General features: G+C 47.0%; 17 protein-coding genes. 11 read left to right on the plus strand and 6 right to left on the minus strand.

Annotated features, from left to right (window positions below; genetic code table 11):
- Positions 1-17 precede the first annotated feature (17 nt).
- Entirely contained in the window at positions 18-1229 is a 1212-nt protein-coding gene (locus M1E06_RS01195) for an MFS transporter (RefSeq protein WP_020453424.1), read from the minus strand.
- Between the two features lie 153 nt (positions 1230-1382).
- Between M1E06_RS01195 and sigY the strand changes: the two genes are divergently transcribed.
- The 7 genes from sigY to M1E06_RS01230 all read left to right on the plus strand — a co-directional run bounded on the left by sigY (position 1383) and on the right by M1E06_RS01230 (position 5663).
- Positions 1383-1916 (plus strand): RNA polymerase sigma factor SigY, encoded by a 534-nt coding sequence (gene sigY / locus M1E06_RS01200; RefSeq protein WP_023856948.1) that lies wholly within the window; start codon positions 1383-1385, stop codon positions 1914-1916.
- Positions 1913-2236 carry a YxlC family protein gene (locus tag M1E06_RS01205; RefSeq protein ID WP_020453422.1) on the plus strand — a complete coding sequence of 108 codons (324 nt, stop codon included), beginning with the start codon at positions 1913-1915 and terminating at the stop codon, positions 2234-2236. The genes sigY and M1E06_RS01205 overlap by 4 nt, the downstream gene beginning before the upstream one ends.
- Positions 2237-2455 (plus strand): hypothetical protein, encoded by a 219-nt coding sequence (locus tag M1E06_RS01210; protein ID WP_020453421.1) that lies wholly within the window; start codon positions 2237-2239, stop codon positions 2453-2455.
- Positions 2452-2664, plus strand: coding sequence for a PLD nuclease N-terminal domain-containing protein (locus M1E06_RS01215; protein ID WP_020453420.1), 213 nt, complete (start codon positions 2452-2454; stop codon positions 2662-2664). Before M1E06_RS01210 ends, M1E06_RS01215 begins: the two co-directional genes overlap by 4 nt.
- Entirely contained in the window at positions 2664-3551 is an 888-nt protein-coding gene (locus M1E06_RS01220) for an ABC transporter ATP-binding protein (RefSeq protein ID WP_020453419.1), read from the plus strand. The genes M1E06_RS01215 and M1E06_RS01220 overlap by 1 nt, the downstream gene beginning before the upstream one ends.
- Positions 3548-4324, plus strand: a complete 777-nt coding sequence (locus M1E06_RS01225; protein WP_020453418.1) for an ABC transporter permease — start codon at positions 3548-3550, stop codon at positions 4322-4324. The genes M1E06_RS01220 and M1E06_RS01225 overlap by 4 nt, the downstream gene beginning before the upstream one ends.
- 109 nt (positions 4325-4433) lie before the next feature.
- Positions 4434-5663, plus strand: coding sequence for a multidrug effflux MFS transporter (locus M1E06_RS01230; RefSeq protein WP_020453417.1), 1230 nt, complete (start codon positions 4434-4436; stop codon positions 5661-5663).
- A 40-nt stretch (positions 5664-5703) separates the two neighbouring features.
- On the opposite strand, the gene bslB (M1E06_RS01235) is transcribed toward M1E06_RS01230, so the two are convergent.
- Together bslB (M1E06_RS01235) and bslB (M1E06_RS01240) are read right to left on the minus strand one after the other, a co-directional pair.
- The gene (gene bslB / locus M1E06_RS01235; protein ID WP_023856950.1) at positions 5704-6177 is read right to left on the minus strand and encodes a biofilm surface layer hydrophobin BslB; all 474 of its coding nucleotides are present in this window, start codon (positions 6175-6177) and stop codon (positions 5704-5706) included.
- 226 nt (positions 6178-6403) lie between these two features.
- Entirely contained in the window at positions 6404-6988 is a 585-nt protein-coding gene (gene bslB, locus M1E06_RS01240; protein ID WP_023856952.1) for a biofilm surface layer hydrophobin BslB, read from the minus strand.
- A gap of 321 nt (positions 6989-7309) precedes the next feature.
- On the opposite strand from bslB (M1E06_RS01240), the gene M1E06_RS01245 reads away from it, so the two are divergent.
- From M1E06_RS01245 to M1E06_RS01260, 4 genes are all read left to right on the plus strand, one after another.
- Positions 7310-7984, plus strand: coding sequence for a rhamnogalacturonan acetylesterase (locus M1E06_RS01245; RefSeq protein ID WP_023856953.1), 675 nt, complete (start codon positions 7310-7312; stop codon positions 7982-7984).
- Between the two features lie 100 nt (positions 7985-8084).
- Entirely contained in the window at positions 8085-9800 is a 1716-nt protein-coding gene (locus M1E06_RS01250) for an ABC transporter ATP-binding protein (protein ID WP_020453413.1), read from the plus strand.
- 144 nt (positions 9801-9944) lie between these two features.
- Positions 9945-10253, plus strand: coding sequence for a PadR family transcriptional regulator (locus tag M1E06_RS01255; RefSeq protein WP_020453412.1), 309 nt, complete (start codon positions 9945-9947; stop codon positions 10251-10253).
- A 12-nt stretch (positions 10254-10265) separates the two neighbouring features.
- Positions 10266-11459: a chromate transporter gene (locus tag M1E06_RS01260; RefSeq protein ID WP_020453411.1), complete on the plus strand. Its 1194-nt coding sequence runs from the start codon at positions 10266-10268 to the stop codon at positions 11457-11459.
- Between the two features lie 42 nt (positions 11460-11501).
- Here M1E06_RS01260 and prpB read toward each other — a convergent pair whose 3' ends face one another.
- The 3 genes from prpB to mmgD are packed head-to-tail and all read right to left on the minus strand — an operon-like array spanning position 11502 to position 15023.
- Positions 11502-12419, minus strand: coding sequence for a methylisocitrate lyase (prpB, locus tag M1E06_RS01265; RefSeq protein WP_020453410.1), 918 nt, complete (start codon positions 12417-12419; stop codon positions 11502-11504).
- A gap of 12 nt (positions 12420-12431) precedes the next feature.
- Complete coding sequence (locus M1E06_RS01270; protein ID WP_020453409.1) at positions 12432-13871, minus strand: bifunctional 2-methylcitrate dehydratase/aconitate hydratase; 1440 nt, start codon at positions 13869-13871, stop codon at positions 12432-12434.
- A gap of 36 nt (positions 13872-13907) precedes the next feature.
- Positions 13908-15023: a citrate synthase gene (mmgD, locus tag M1E06_RS01275; RefSeq protein ID WP_020453408.1), complete on the minus strand. Its 1116-nt coding sequence runs from the start codon at positions 15021-15023 to the stop codon at positions 13908-13910.
- Between the last annotated feature and the right edge of the window lie 22 nt (positions 15024-15045).

Here is a 15045-nt window from a genome sequence, read left to right on the forward strand (position 1 = left end):
AAGGCAAAAAGCAGGCATCATCCCCGCCTGCTTTTTGTACGTATCGAAAACTGCTTTGAAACGAGCATCACTCCTGCCCCTGCTAATGACAAAGCCCCGGCAAACCAAAAAACCTCCCGCAGCCCGAACAGTTCAGCCGTTTTTCCCGCCACAACCGGTCCGAGAAAAAAACCGAGCGCATAAAAAGATTGATAGAAACCCATCACAGACATTTTGAGCTGAGGCGTACCAAGCTGGACGACTTTGCTGACCAAAAGCGGAAAAATAAACCCCAATGTCAGTCCTGTCACGGCGTGGATCACACACACTGCGAAAAGGTTCTCGGCAAACGGCAGCAAGGAAAAGAAAACAGCCGTTATCACATAAGATATCCATATCAGTGCATCGGCGGCCTTTACTTTGTAAAAGATACACCACACGGAAGCCAGCGTTTGCGGAACAAAAAAAGCGCACATAATCCAAATCAGCTGCTTCTCATCAATGCCGACCGATTCCGCGTAAATCGGCGTGAACCCGAACACGGTCATAAATAGCACGGCATGGGCTAAAAACGATAATGTTGTAATCGCTTTTAAATTAGGAAGACGCAACGTCTGTTTAACATAGTCTGACAAAGCCATCCCTTTGGCCGTATGGCGGGGGCAGTTATCTTTAATGTAAAATGACAGAATCAGCCCGATGCACGAAACGGCAACACCGATCCAAAACGGAAACATCCAGCCGAACAAATGGACGAGGTATCCGCTGACAGCCATGCTGACAAATTGGGGGAGAACCGTTAAAAACTGCAGGATGCCCATCGCTTTTGACGATTGATCTTTTGTGAAATACTGCGAGTATAAAACGGTTGCCATCACCCACATCGCCGCAGTCATACCGGCGAGCAGCCTGGCCGTGATCACCATGATGAACGAATCGGACAACAGAAATATGCAGCAGCTCAACAGAGACATTGCAAAGCCGCTGATCAACAGCTGTTTTCTAAGCGGCGAAAGAACATCTGACAGGATGCCGAACGGAAACCGCAGTAATATCTGGGTGACGCCGTAGCTTCCGAGTATTATTCCTATCGCTGAATATGAAAATCCGATGTTGTCTAAATATAATCCGAAAACAGGGACATAGATGTATGTAGCAAACCAGAAACAAAAGACGGCACCCCAAAAGATGATATGATCTTTCCTTAAAATTTGTTTTTCTTCATAGACGATTTGTTTTTGCAGTTCCATCCCTTTTTACTCACACCCCTTTAAATTCCAGTACATCATAAACCCCGCTCGGAAAACAAGATGATTTTTTATCTTATTGAAATACAATTGAACGGTTTGCTTGCAGCCGTCGTCCTAGATACAGAGACAAAAAGAAAGGGGGTAGGCGTTTTAGTGGATCAAGCAGATGAAAAAGAACTGATCATACGGGCAAAAGACGGGGAAGATGAGGCTTTTACGATACTGTTTCAGCTTCACTATCCTTTTGTATATCAATATGTTCTGAAATTAACGCTGAACCCAGATCTCACAGAGGACTTGGTCCAGGAAACGATGCTGAAAGCGTATGTCAGCCTTCATCAGTTTCAAGGCAACGCGAAATTTTCAACATGGCTGATTTCAATTGCTTCCCGGCTGTTTATCGACCATCAGCGCCGGAAAAAACGCGAAAACCGCAAAACGCAAGCAGCAGGAGAGGAAGCCTTGCGAAAAATGAAATGGAAGTCTGCCCTTCACGGCCACGAATGGAGCGAATACTTGGAGCTTTTTGCTGCTCTTGAGCCAGAGTTCAGAATGCCAATCTTGTTAAGGCACTATTACGGGTTTACTTATCCTGAAGTGGCAAACATGCTGAAAATAAAAGAAGGTACCGTCAAATCGCGCGTGCATCATGGATTAAAGAAGATTCGAAAGGAGTGGGGACAGTGAACGACCGAGACGAAAAAGAAACGATTACACAGTTGAAACGCGAACTCGAAAGAATGGATGATACTTTTGTGCCGCCGGTTCCTCAAGTATTTGAACTGAATCAGCGTTTAGCGCGGTTTAAGCAAGAACGCAAGCGGGCGCTCAAAAAGGAATTGCTTTGTTTTATCGTCATGGCGCTGGTGATTTTATCGGCTTACTTGACGATTTCCGTTCAAGTGCCGGCTGTTTTTATCATGGTGCAGGGTGCGGCGCTTATATTTCTGCCGGCGCTCGCCTTATTAGAAAAAAGGCGGCGTGCGGCTGACGGGGAGGCTGATTAAATGAATCTTGATATGACTCAGGAAAAATTGATGCTGCTGCTTTACATTTCACCGCTTTTATTTGCGCAGAGTATCTTTCTATTTCTTAATGCGAAGAAAAAAGGAGCCAATGCGTGGTTTTGGGGCATATGGGGCTTGATCCAAACACCGATGCCTTTATTATTCTATTATTTATTTGTTGTAAGGCCGTTTCATAAGAAAAGGAGGCCGTCATCATGACTGAAACAGATATACCTTGGGCGCTGCTCGCTCCTTTCATTGTTCTGTATTTCATTTTAGCAGTGTCCGCATTGGTCAATTGCATCAAACAGGAGAAAACGAATGGCCCAAAGTGGATGTGGATTTTGATCATTTTCGGGATCAGTTTTGTCGGTCCCGTCTCTTACTTTATCATCGGTAAAAAAACATATGAGAGGAGGCGGGTGTGATGCTGTCCGTCAATGGTTTAACAAAAATGTATCAGCAGCACCAAGCTGTCCGAAATGTCAGCTTCGACCTTGAATATCAGCAATGCGTTGCCCTTCTCGGGCCGAACGGAGCGGGAAAAACGACGACATTGCAAATGCTTTCCGGTTTATTGGCGCCTACATCAGGAGGCATCCGCTTTTTGGGGAGGGAATCGATAAACAGGCTGGAAATCGGATATTTGCCTCAGCATCCTGCGTTTTTTTCATGGATGACAGCTTTGGAATATATGGTGTTTGCTGCAAGACTTTCTAAAATGAAACGTCGTGAAGCCCTGGAAAAGAGTCGAACCGCTTTGCGCTATGTCGGTCTGGAAAAGGAAGAAGACCGGAAAATCAGCGGTTTTTCAGGAGGAATGAAGCAAAGGCTCGGGCTTGCGCAGGCTTTGGTTCATGAGCCGAGCCTGTTGATTTTGGATGAACCTGTTTCTGCGCTCGATCCGGCGGGGCGGCGCGAAGTCCTTGATATGATGAAAGAATTAAAAAAGAAGATGACAATTCTATTTTCGACTCATGTGCTGCATGATGCCGAAGAGGTGTGCGATCAAGTGATCATGCTGAAAGAAGGGGCTGTCAAATGGTCAGGTCCGCTTCACAGATTGAAGAATCGGCATTTAAAGCCATCTTATATCCTGACAGCTGAAGAGAGCCTTGAAGGATGGCTGGAACACCTGCCTTATGTCAGCAAAGTCGTGTATCATAAGCCTTCACAAGCTGAATTTTATTTAACAGATCGGTCTGACAGCCGCCGGCTGTTAGCTGAATGCTTGAGCAGGCAAGTATCGATTGTTCGTTTTGAACAAAAAACGATGTCCTTGGAAGATATGTATTTGAAGGTGATGGGGCTATGAATTCATTTTTTATGTTATTTCAAAAAGAATGGACGGAAAGCTGGAGGGACGGAAAGCTGCTTTGGCTGCCAGTCATTTTGATCCTTCTGGGCTTGATTCAGCCGCTCACCCTGTATTATATGCCTCAGATTATCGATATGGCCGGGAATTTGCCTGAGGGAGCTGTGATCGACATACCAAAGCCGGGAAGTGAAGAGGTGATGGCGAGCACCTTGTCCCAGTTCGGCACGATTGGTACTGCAATTTTCGTTTTCAGTGTGATGGGCAGCATTGTCCACGAACGAAACCAAGGATCCCTTTCATTGGTGATGGCGAGACCTGTCAGCCCGCTGCAGTATATCGGCAGCAAGTGGCTTCAGCAGGTGCTGCTCGTATTGGTTTCGTTTGCTGTGAGCTACGGGTTAGCTTTTTATTATACAAACCTTCTATTCGGAAAGGTTGAATTTGACCGGTTCTTATTTAGCTTATTCGTGTACAGTATATGGATTGTATTTGTCATGTCGGTCACGATGTTTTTCGGTGCCCTGTTTCGTCATATCGGGGGGATTGCCGGCATGAGCATCAGTTCCATCGCCTTCGTTTCACTGGCGGGTTCCTTATTTCCCCGTTTTACCGAATGGATGCCTGATAAGGCGAAAAGCCAGGCTGACTATTTTATCATGCATGGTTCATGGGATAATGCTTTCGGCTGGATGGTGTTTTCGTCTTTGGGAATTGTGCTTCTTTTGTTCATGTGCACCGTTTTTGTTTTTAAAAGATATGAATCTTACTAATCAGCCGGGCTTGCCCGGTTTTTCTAATTGTTATCTTCATAGCTTAAGGTGTACAATACATTGAAAGGTTTCGAGGGCGTATTTCAAAATATAAAAAAGGAGTGATCCAATGGGTACGCTTAACAGCCAGGCAGATCTTGCGGCTCAGTCAAAAGCTAAGCCGAACAGGGTATGGATCGCTGTCATATTGGGTATTTTATCGGGAATCGGTCCGGTTGTGATCGATTTATATTTGCCCGGCCTTCCACAGATGGCATCTGATTTACATACGAATGCTTCCGTCGTTCAGCTCAGTTTAACATCGTGTTTACTGGGGCTGGCAATCGGCCAAATTGTCATCGGTCCTTTCAGCGATGTCCTTGGAAGAAGGCTCCCGCTGATCGTTTCGCTGTCCGTTTTTGCCGCGGCCTCATTTTTATGTGCTATGACATCCTCTGTATGGGTCTTGATTGCGATGCGCTTTATTCAAGGTGCAGCGGGTGCAGGCGGCATTGTCATATCACGCGCGATTGCCCGTGATCTATATTCTGGTACAGAATTGACAAAGTTCTTTTCGCTCTTGATGCTGGTTAACGGGATTGCGCCTATCATATCCCCGGTAGCGGGCGGCCAGCTGATGAAATGGACGACTTGGAACGGCGTATTTTTCATTATCGGCCTTTTTGGCTTGCTGATGATTTTGTCCGTGATATTCGGGGTGAAAGAGTCGCTGTCTCCGGAAAACCGCACGGCAGGCGGGTTCAAAGAGACGTTTGTATCATTTGGAAGGCTCTTCGGCCAGCGCACATTTATGGGATACGCTTTGGCGCAAGGGCTGATCGTAGCGGGGATGTTCGGCTATATATCTGCCTCTCCGTTTGTTTTGCAGGACATTTACAAATTGTCGGCGCAAGCCTTTAGTTTTTGTTTCGCATTAAACGGCTTGGGCATCATTATCGCAGCCCAGATTACGGGCAGGCTTGCCGGCCGGTTCGGCGAAGCTTCCCTTTTGCGGAGCGGTTTGCTGCTGTCTTTTACCGCAAGCGTTGTTTTATTTGTTTCTGTCTTTTTCAAAGCACCGCTGATTCTGATTTTAATTCCGCTGTTTGTCGTGGTTTCCTGCATCGGAATCGTGACGACGACCAGCGGATCCTTAGCGATGCAGAGCCAGGGAAAATCGGCCGGAAGCGCATCTGCGCTTTTAGGACTGCTTCCGTTTATTTTAGGAGCTGCCGCGGCGCCGCTCGTCGGTATTGGCGGAAGCCATACAGCTTTACCGATGGCAGTCGTCATTCTGTTTTGCAATATAAGCGCGCTCGCTTGTTTTAACATGCTGGTTCGGCGGGCAGCGCTTAAATGAAAAAAGCCTGCCGGTTCTTTTGCCGGCAGGCTGAAATGTTTTAGCGTGGCAGGATATCAACTGTAGCTTCAGCGTGGTTGTAGTTTCGTCCGAACTTTTGCAGCTCCGCAGTGACTCTGTGGGTTCCTGCGTTTGGCAGCGTTTTCCGAACCATGACCAGTTTGAACGCAGAAGAGCTGAAAGCATAAACCGGCACTCTGACGGTTTGCCCGTCATTTAAAATTTGTGTATAGTTCAGTGTTCTGCCGTTCAGCGAATCTCTTGTGTTCGCATGGAAGCGGTATGGAAAGTTAAATTCAACATAGCTTGCACCGACAAAAGAGTTCGGTTTGTAAGTGACTTCAATGTCTGAGGTTGTCCACTCTTTGTTGCTGTCAACCGTTTCGACATGAAGCGTCGGAGCGTTTCTGAAAAAAGTGGCGCTCGCTTCCTCCGTCGGAAGAATGAAAGAAAACAATGCTGCTGAAGTTAATAGCCCGACTCCCATTTTACCGATAAATTTACGTTTTAACATGTACTTCCCCCTCCTAATGAATGTTGTTAAAAAAGATGAAAAAGGAAAAAATAAGTTCATCATCTACTATATTCCTTTTCCTGCTCCATCAATCTATCACCGTTTACCATTCAAGTAAATATTTTTTGAGAAAAATTCTAAAAACTTTTAAAAAATGCATGATATGTAAAGGGAAATACAGCAGAACGGCTGCCGGCAAATTGATGCCGGCAGGCCGAACATTGATTTAACGAGGAACAATCTCCAAAGTTGTTTCAGCATGGTTGATGTTTTTTCCATTTTGTTGCAGTTCAGCAGTAATTCTGTGAGTCCCTGCATTTGGGAGCGTTTTCCGAACCATCACTAATTTGAACTCAGAAGAGCTTAAAGCATAGACGGGAACTCGGACCGTTTGTCCATCATTTAAAATTTGTGTATAGTCAAGTGTTTTTCCATTTAGTGTATCTCTTGTGCTTGCATGAAAACGGTATGGAAAATGAAATTCAACATAGCTTGAACCGACAAAAGTGTTTGGTTTATAAGTAATTTCGATGTCAGAAGTTGACCACTCTTTATTGCTGTTAATGGTTTTTGCCTCAAGCACAGGCTTCTGAGTCGGGTTATCCGGTTGCGGATAATCCGGCTGCGGTTTTTGAGGCGGCTGCGGCTTAGGCCACGGCTTGAATGGCGGCGGACAAAAGATCGGTCCTCTAAAATGATTTGTTTTCACCTCTTGGGCATTTGCCCCTTGGGTAGGAATGATAAATGAAAACAATGCTGCAGAAGCTAATAGACCAACACTGATTTTGCGAATGAATTTTCGTTTAAGCATCGATAAGTTCCTCCTAAATGCAATGTTAAAGTTAAAAAGTAGAGGACGTCCTATTATTTTCAAGAAAAGGTAGAAACGAGATCGCGATCAACTATATTCCTTTTCTTGTTTACTTAATCTATCACCATTTACCATCCAAGTAAATATTTTTAGATAAATTTCTAAAAAAAATTAGTATAAATTGATAGTTTTCTATCAATTTATAGCCTTTTTTATAAAAAGGAGTCGTATAAAGAACAAAATGGGCAAATATGTATGTTGGGTTGCGGTTCTTTGAGGGGCCTTTTAATATAAAACAAAAAGGAATGAGGGGGATGGATAATGAGAGACGTTCAGTGGTTTTTGGCCGGGGATTCAACGGTTTGCGATTATGATAGCGACAGGGCGCCGCGTGCAGGCTGGGGACAGAAAATTGGCGCGTTTTTAAGCGACGGTGTTTTGATCCGCAATGAAGCGGCATCAGGGAGAAGTTCAAAAAGCTTTATTGAAGAAGGCAGGCTGGAGCGAATCATGACACAGATCCGAAGCGGCGATTATTTGTTTGTCCAGTTTGGTCATAACGACCAAAAGCCGGATGATCGCTATACAGAGCCATTTACAACTTACAAGCAGCATTTGCGCCGGTATATAGATGACGCCCGGTTAAAAAAAGCCAATCCGGTCCTCATTACACCGGTCCAGAGAAGATCATTTGAAAGCGACGGCCGGTTCAAAAATACCCACGGCGACTATCCTGATGCGATGATACAGCTTGCTGAAGAGCTTCGGGTGCCGCTCATCGATCTCGCCTCCAAAAGCCGTCAATTGCTTGAATCGCTGGGCCCGGAAGCTTCCAAAAAGCTGTTTTTATGGCTTGAACCGGGGGAACACCCCAACTATCCGGACGGAGCCAGGGACGACACCCATTTTTGCGATTTCGGTGCAAATGAAATGGCTAAGCTTGTTGCACAGGGAGCAAAAAGAAACGGGAATTCCTTTATAAAACAGTCTACTTGAGAATAATTTTCAATTATTTTTCAAAATTTTTGCACTTCCGATGCCAAACTGTGATACGATCAATCTCGTAAAGATTCTCAAAAGGAGTGCACATCATCTTATGATACGCCGCTTTTTTTCATACTATAAACCTCATAAACGTCTGTTCTTCATCGATTTCAGCAGTGCGATCATCGTCGCAGTGCTTGAGCTGGCTTTTCCCCTAGTCGTTCAGTGGTTCATCGATACGCTGATTCCCGGGGGAGACTGGCTTGAAATTGTCTGGGTAAGCATCGGCCTCTTACTGATTTATTTGCTCAGCACGGGCCTGCAATACATTGTCAATTATCTCGGGCATAAGCTCGGCATCAATATTGAAACGGATATGCGCCAGGAGCTTTTCCAACATGTACAGCGCCAATCTTTCCGATACTTTGACAATACAAAAACTGGACATATCATCAGCCGCATCACAAATGATCTGTTTGATATCGGAGAGCTGGCCCATCACGGACCGGAGGATTTGTTCATCGCCGTGATGACCTTTTTCGGTGCATTTTGGATCATGCTGACGATTAATGTGAAGCTTGCCTTGGTTGCTGTTCTGTTTGTGCCGTTATTGATTATTTTAATCACTTATTCAAATATCAGGATGAACCGCGCTTGGCGCCAGATGTACAGCGAAATCGCCGATGTTAACGCCAGGGTTGAGGACAGCGTCTCAGGCGTTCGCGTCGTTCAATCTTTTACGAATGAACGCTTTGAGATTTCCCGGTTTTTAAAGAACAATCAAAAGTTCCGCAAGGCGAAGCTGAAAGGCTACAAAACGATGGCTCTCACGACTGCGGGGACCTTTTTGATGACGCGGCTGATGATTCTGGCAGTGCTTGTGTACGGAGCTTGGCTCAGTTTTTCCGGGAATATGTCCTACGGGGAATTCGTCGGGTTTGTTCTTTATGTCAACGTGTTGTTTAAGCCGATTGATAAAATCAGCGCCATTTTGGAGCTTTATCCGAAAGGAATGGCAGGATTTAAGCGGTTTACGGAGTTGATCGGTACAAAGCCGCAGATTGTCGACCGCAAAGATGCGATTGATGTTCAGCTGTTGGAAGGAAACATCGTCTTCAAGAATGTGACGTTCGGCTATGAAAAACATAAACCTGTCCTGCAAGGCGTCGATCTGTCAATTACAGCCGGAGAAACGGTCGCTTTTGTCGGTCCTTCGGGAGCGGGCAAAACGACGATCAGCTCGCTGATTCCGCGTTTTTACGATATAGACGGCGGAGCCATCACAATTGACGGCATCGATATTCGCGACATGACAAAACGTTCTCTCCGTTCGCAAATCGGCATCGTCCAGCAGGATGTGTTTCTTTTTACGGGGACGCTCCGCGAAAACATCGCCTACGGAAAACTGGATGCGACAGATGAAGAGATTCAGCGGGCCGCCAAAATGGCGCATTTAGAACAGCTGATCGAGTCGCTCCCGGACGGTTATGAGACCCAAGTCGGCGAAAGAGGGCTGAAGCTGTCAGGGGGCCAAAAGCAAAGGATCGCAATCGCCAGGATGTTTCTTAAAAATCCGCCGATTCTCATATTGGACGAAGCCACATCAGCACTTGACACAGAGACGGAGCAGGTGATTCAAAACGCTTTGACAGAGCTCGCAAAAGACAGGACGACGCTTGTCATTGCTCACAGACTTGCTACGATCCGCAATGCCGACCGGATTGTGGTCGTGACAGAAAACGGAATCGCAGAAGAAGGAACACATGATGAACTGGTTGAGCGCGGCGGTATTTTTGCGAATCTTCATCGTGTACAGTATCAGTCGTAAATGTTTGAAACAGGCAAGCCCATGTTTGGGCTTGTTTTTTTAAGGGCAAAAGACCTTGAAAAGAGAGAGAACCGATGCTACACTTTCGTTATAAACTGTCGATATCGGATTTCGATATTGAGTTTCGTTAAAGGGGGTGCGGTATTGGAAGATAAAGTATTGCGAAAGCTATTTCTGGGATTTATTCAAATTCATATTTTGCACCACGCCAGCGAACATCCGATTTTCGGCTTGTGGATGCTTGAGGAATTGAAAGAGCACGGATATAACATCAGTGCGGGAACGCTGTATCCGATCCTTCATTCAATGGAATCTGACGGACTTCTTCGAAAAGAAGAACAGAATGTGGACGGGAAAATCAGAAAATACTACTCAACTACGGAAAAAGGAGCAAGCGTACTGAAGGAAGCAAGGTTGAAAGCATATGAACTGTTTAAAGAAATTAAAGAATAGAGGAGTGAAATCATGACAAAGCATAAAGCGGACCGAAGCTTGAGGTCGCTGCTTGAAATTCTATTCGTTTCAACCAGGCTTGGATTGACATCGTTCGGAGGGCCGATCGCCCATTTGGGATATTTTCATGCTGAATATGTCCGCAAAAGAAAATGGATGGACGAAAAAAACTATGCCGATCTGGTCGCTTTATGCCAGTTCCTGCCCGGCCCTGCCAGCAGCCAGGTGGGGATCGGAATCGGCGTCATGCGAGCCGGCATCATTGGAGGCATCTTAGCGTTCATCGGGTTTACTCTCCCATCTGTCATAGCACTCGTATTATTTGCTATGATTCTGCAAGGCTTCGATATCGGGACAGCCGGCTGGATTCATGGGTTGAAAATCGTAGCCGTAGCCGTAGTCGCCCATGCTGTTTTGGGGATGGCGCAAAAGCTGACACCTGATAAAAGGCGCAAGGCGATCGCGCTGTTTGCTCTAGTCGCCACCCTTCTCTGGCAGACGGCTTTTACACAGGTCGGAGTCATCCTGCTCGCCGCTTTCGCCGGTTATCTCATCTATAAAGAGCAAGTTGAGACAGATGATTCTGTCATGCGATTTCCAGTGTCGCGCCGTTTTGCGGCGGTTTGTCTCAGCTTGTTTTTCGGGCTTCTCATACTGCTGCCGATGCTCAGAGAACTGACATCTTCCAGCTGGATTGCCATGTTTGACAGTTTTTACAGGTCGGGTTCTTTAGTCTTCGGCGGAGGGCATGTGGTCCTGCCGTTATTAGAACGGGAATTTGTACCGACGGGCTGGTTAAGCGAAGAGGCTTTTCTAGCCGGGTATGGAGCCGCTCAAGCTGTCCCGGGGCCTTTGTTCACATTCGCTGCATATCTTGGTGCGGTGATCAGCGGCTGGCAAGGCGGAATGCTCGCCACAGCGGCGATTTTTCTGCCGGCGTTCCTGCTGATTTTGGGGACGCTGCCCTTCTGGGATACGCTGCGCCGCAATCCTAAAGTGAAAGGCGCTTTAATGGGAGTGAATGCAGCCGTTGTGGGAATATTGATTTCCGCATTTTATCATCCGATCTGGACCAGCTCGATATTGGCGCCGGTTGATTTTGCATTCGCCGCGGTTTTATTCAGCCTGCTTGTCTACTGGAAGCTTCCGCCATGGATCATCGTTGCAGCCGGTGCTGCCGGCGGTGCATTGATGCAACTGCTGTAAATGGAGAAGGCTGCCGACAATTCGGCAGCCTTTTTTCTCGTATTAACGATGTTCTTTTCCGATTTCGGGAAGCACCGTTTTGGCGATATTTTCGTCCAATTTTTCATAGTCGTAGTATTGAATCGCATCATATAATTCTTCGCGCGTCTGCATGTCATCGAGCACACCCTTTTGCGTGCCTTTTTCGAAAATTTCTGCGAAGACCCGTTCATAAGCTTTTGCGGCAGCGCGCAGGGAGGTTACCGGGTAAATAACCATGCTGCAGCCGAGCATTTGGAATTCGTCAGCCGTGTAATAAGGCGTTTTTCCGAATTCGGTCATATTGGCGAGGAGCGGCACTTTAATGGATGAGGCCATTTCCTTGAACTCAGCTGCGTTCGTTAATGCTTCCGGAAAGATGGCATCGGCTCCCGCGTCGGCATATAAATTGGCGCGTCTGACGGCGGCCTCCATTCCTTCCGCTGCTTTTGCATCCGTGCGTGCCACAATGACGAGTGAAGGGGCGGTTTCTTTTATCGCTCTAATTTTTGCGATCATGTCTTCTGCCGGGACAAGCGTCTTTCCATTTAAATGTCCGCATTTTTTAGGCAGCTGCTGATCTTCGATTTGAACGGCTGCGACCCGGCTTTCAGCCATTTCGGCCGCCGTGCGCGCCGCATTTAGGACACCGCCGTAGCCGGTGTCGATATCGACCAAAAGCGGAAGATTTGCGGCTCTCACAAGTTCGCTGGCTTTTTCAGCGATTTCCTGGGAATGAATCATTCCGAGGTCAGGGAGTCCGCGGCTTGCCGTGTAGGCTGCCCCGGAGAGGTAGAGCGCTTTGAAGCCGATGTTTTTTGCGGTAATGGCTGCCATCCCGTCATGAACGCCTGGTATTTTCAAAATATCAGGCGCTTTCATCAGCTTTCTGAATGTATTGGCCAGTTCTTCCTGAGTTGATTGTTTCGAGACAATCCACATATTCAAAACCTCCTAAATCACAAACAATTCCATAAAGTCCGGCACAGGTGTACCGCTTAATTGGCGAGGGTCATTCAGCAGGGCGTTGATTCGCTCCGCTTGCCCCGCCGGAAAGCGCGTTTTTAAGTTATTGGTGAACTTTTCTTTTAACAGCGGGATGCCTTCGTTGCGGCGGCGCCGATGACCAATCGGGTATTCGATCGCGATTTTTTGCGATTGTGTGCCGTCTTTGTAAAACACTTGAACAGCGTTGGCGATCGAGCGTTTTTCCGGGTCGAGATAATCGGTAGAATACTGTTTGTTTTCGACTGTGGTCATTTTTTCGCGCAGTCTGTCGATTTCCGGATTTTGCGCGGTTTCGTCTTCGTAATGGTCAGCGGTAATATCGCCGTAGATCAGCCCGATCGCTGTTATATACTGAAGGCAGTGATCACGGTCAGCCGGATTGTGTAATTCTCCCGTTTTGTCGATAATCCGGATGGCCGATTCGTGCGTCGTGATCACGATTTGATCAATGTTATCAAGTCTGTTCTTCACTTCAGGGTGAAGCTTGATCGCGGCTTCAGCAGCCGTTTGTGCGTGGAATTCCGCCGGATACGAAATTTTAAAAAGGACATTTTCGATGACATAAGAGTCGAGCGGTCTGGCGAGCGTCAATTCTTTTCCGCCGAATAAGACATCCTGAAAACCCCACATTGGAGCGGACAAAGCGGTTTTATATCCCATTTCGCCCTTCAAGGTCATCATTGCGAGCCTCACGCCGCGGCTTGTCGCATCACCGGCAGCCCAGGACTTTCGCGAACCGGTATTCGGAGCGTGACGGTACGTCCGCAGGCTTGAATTATCGACCCAGGCTTGGGAGACGGCATTGACAACATCCTGTTTTGTCCCCCCCAATAGTGAGCATGCCACAGCAGTGGAGGCGACTTTTACAAACAGCACATGGTCAAGCCCGTTTCTGTTTAAGCTGTTCTCGAGAGCAAGGACGCCTTGGATTTCATGAGCCTTCACAATTGCCGTTAATACATCGTGAATGGTGAGCGGTTCCTTGCCCGCCGCGAGCCGCTGCCTGCTGACATAGTCAGCGCAGGCTAAAATCGCTCCAAGGTTATCTGACGGGTGGCCCCATTCGGCTGCCAGCCATGTGTCATTATAATCGAGCCAGCGAATCATGCAGCCGATATTGAAGGCTCCGTGAACAGGATCGAGCTCAAATTGCGTTCCCGGGACGCGGGTGCCGTTCGGGACGACGGTACCCGGGGCAATCGGGCCGAGATGTTTGGCGCATTCCGGGTATTTGAGCGCCAAAATGCCGCAGCCCAGTGTATCCATTAAGACGTAGCGGGCGGTTTCAATCGCTTCTTCGCTTGAAATCTTGGCATTTACCGTATAGTCTGCGATCTCTTCCAGCAATTGATCGCAATTTTGGAGCGTTTGACTTTCTGTTTTCATAACATTTATCTCCCTTCTTTCTGAATCAAAGGCGAACTATGGATGAAGATGACGCGGTCCGGTATAGTGAACTCTCGGGCGGAATAGCCTGTTGTCTTCGTGCTGTTCAATGACATGCGCGCTTAGACCGACCGAACGTGCCGCGAAAAATATCGGAGTATAGAGATCGATCGGTATGCCGAGCAGGTAATAGACCGGAGCCGCATAGTAGTCGAGGTTCGGATACAGGCCTTTTTCTTCGCGCATCAGCTTTTCACCGGCATCACACATCTCATATAAATCCTGTCGGCCGGTTTTATGAGATAGCGAATAGAGCGCCTTTTTCAGCAGGGCTGCGCGCGGGTCCATTTTTTTCATATAGACGCGGTGGCCGAAGCCCATGATTTTTTCTTTTCTGCTTAACTTATGCTCAATCAGCTTGCAGAAGCCCGATTTTGTTTCTCCTTCGAGCAGCATGTACATCACTGCTTCATTCGCGCCGCCGTGCAAATGTCCTTTAAGCGATGCAGCGGCGCCTGTGAAAGCACCGTATATGTCTGTGTTTGTCGATGCGATGACTCTTGCGGCAAATGTGGAGTTCGGCATTTCGTGCTCGCTGTACAGCATTAATGTCTGATCAAAGACGGCTGTTTCTTCCGGAGTCGGTTCTTTTTCCGTCAGCATGTATAAAAAGTTCTGGCTGAATGAAAGCTGTTTATCAGGCGTGATGACATTTTTCTGGTGAAGGATGCGGTAGCTGTTGGCGGTAATATTCGGAACCTGTGCGATCAAGCGCAGCGCTTTGCTTCTGTTTGCTGATGGAGACCTGTCATTCAATTCAGGATCATATCCAGCTAAAGCGGAAATCCCGGTTCGGAGCGCATCCATCGGATGGGTGTTATTCGGAAGCGCCTTCAGAATGGTATAGATTCCGCCGGGCAGTTCATACGAATTTTTTATAGCGCTTTCAATTCCTTGCAATTCCATTGGATCAGGCAGTTTATTTTGAAGGAGGAGATAGACGAGGTCAAGATATGTTTTTTGTTCTGCAAGTTCGATTAAATCATAGCCTTTAATGACGATTTGTTCCGCTTCCGTATCTAAGAAGGAAATGTTCGTTTCCCCAGCAATAACGCCTTCTAATCCCGGTTTAAATACACCTTGTTTGCCCATTTTTCCACCTCTTATTCGTTTT

Source organism: Bacillus sp. AK124, from assembly GCF_053903085.1.

Excerpts from the sequence above, each read along its gene's own strand:
- M1E06_RS01195 (WP_020453424.1), bottom strand. The coding sequence starts at position 1,229 with ATGGAACTGCAAAAACAAATCGTCTATGAAGAAAAACAAATTTTAAGG.
- M1E06_RS01210 (WP_020453421.1), top strand. The coding sequence starts at position 2,237 with ATGAATCTTGATATGACTCAGGAAAAATTGATGCTGCTGCTTTACATT.
- M1E06_RS01215 (WP_020453420.1), top strand. The coding sequence starts at position 2,452 with ATGACTGAAACAGATATACCTTGGGCGCTGCTCGCTCCTTTCATTGTT.
- M1E06_RS01220 (WP_020453419.1), top strand. The coding sequence starts at position 2,664 with ATGCTGTCCGTCAATGGTTTAACAAAAATGTATCAGCAGCACCAAGCT.
- M1E06_RS01225 (WP_020453418.1), top strand. The coding sequence starts at position 3,548 with ATGAATTCATTTTTTATGTTATTTCAAAAAGAATGGACGGAAAGCTGG.
- M1E06_RS01230 (WP_020453417.1), top strand. The coding sequence starts at position 4,434 with ATGGGTACGCTTAACAGCCAGGCAGATCTTGCGGCTCAGTCAAAAGCT.
- bslB (WP_023856950.1), bottom strand. The coding sequence starts at position 6,177 with ATGTTAAAACGTAAATTTATCGGTAAAATGGGAGTCGGGCTATTAACT.
- bslB (WP_023856952.1), bottom strand. The coding sequence starts at position 6,988 with ATGCTTAAACGAAAATTCATTCGCAAAATCAGTGTTGGTCTATTAGCT.
- M1E06_RS01245 (WP_023856953.1), top strand. The coding sequence starts at position 7,310 with ATGAGAGACGTTCAGTGGTTTTTGGCCGGGGATTCAACGGTTTGCGAT.
- M1E06_RS01250 (WP_020453413.1), top strand. The coding sequence starts at position 8,085 with ATGATACGCCGCTTTTTTTCATACTATAAACCTCATAAACGTCTGTTC.
- M1E06_RS01260 (WP_020453411.1), top strand. The coding sequence starts at position 10,266 with ATGACAAAGCATAAAGCGGACCGAAGCTTGAGGTCGCTGCTTGAAATT.
- prpB (WP_020453410.1), bottom strand. The coding sequence starts at position 12,419 with ATGTGGATTGTCTCGAAACAATCAACTCAGGAAGAACTGGCCAATACA.
- M1E06_RS01270 (WP_020453409.1), bottom strand. The coding sequence starts at position 13,871 with ATGAAAACAGAAAGTCAAACGCTCCAAAATTGCGATCAATTGCTGGAA.
- mmgD (WP_020453408.1), bottom strand. The coding sequence starts at position 15,023 with ATGGGCAAACAAGGTGTATTTAAACCGGGATTAGAAGGCGTTATTGCT.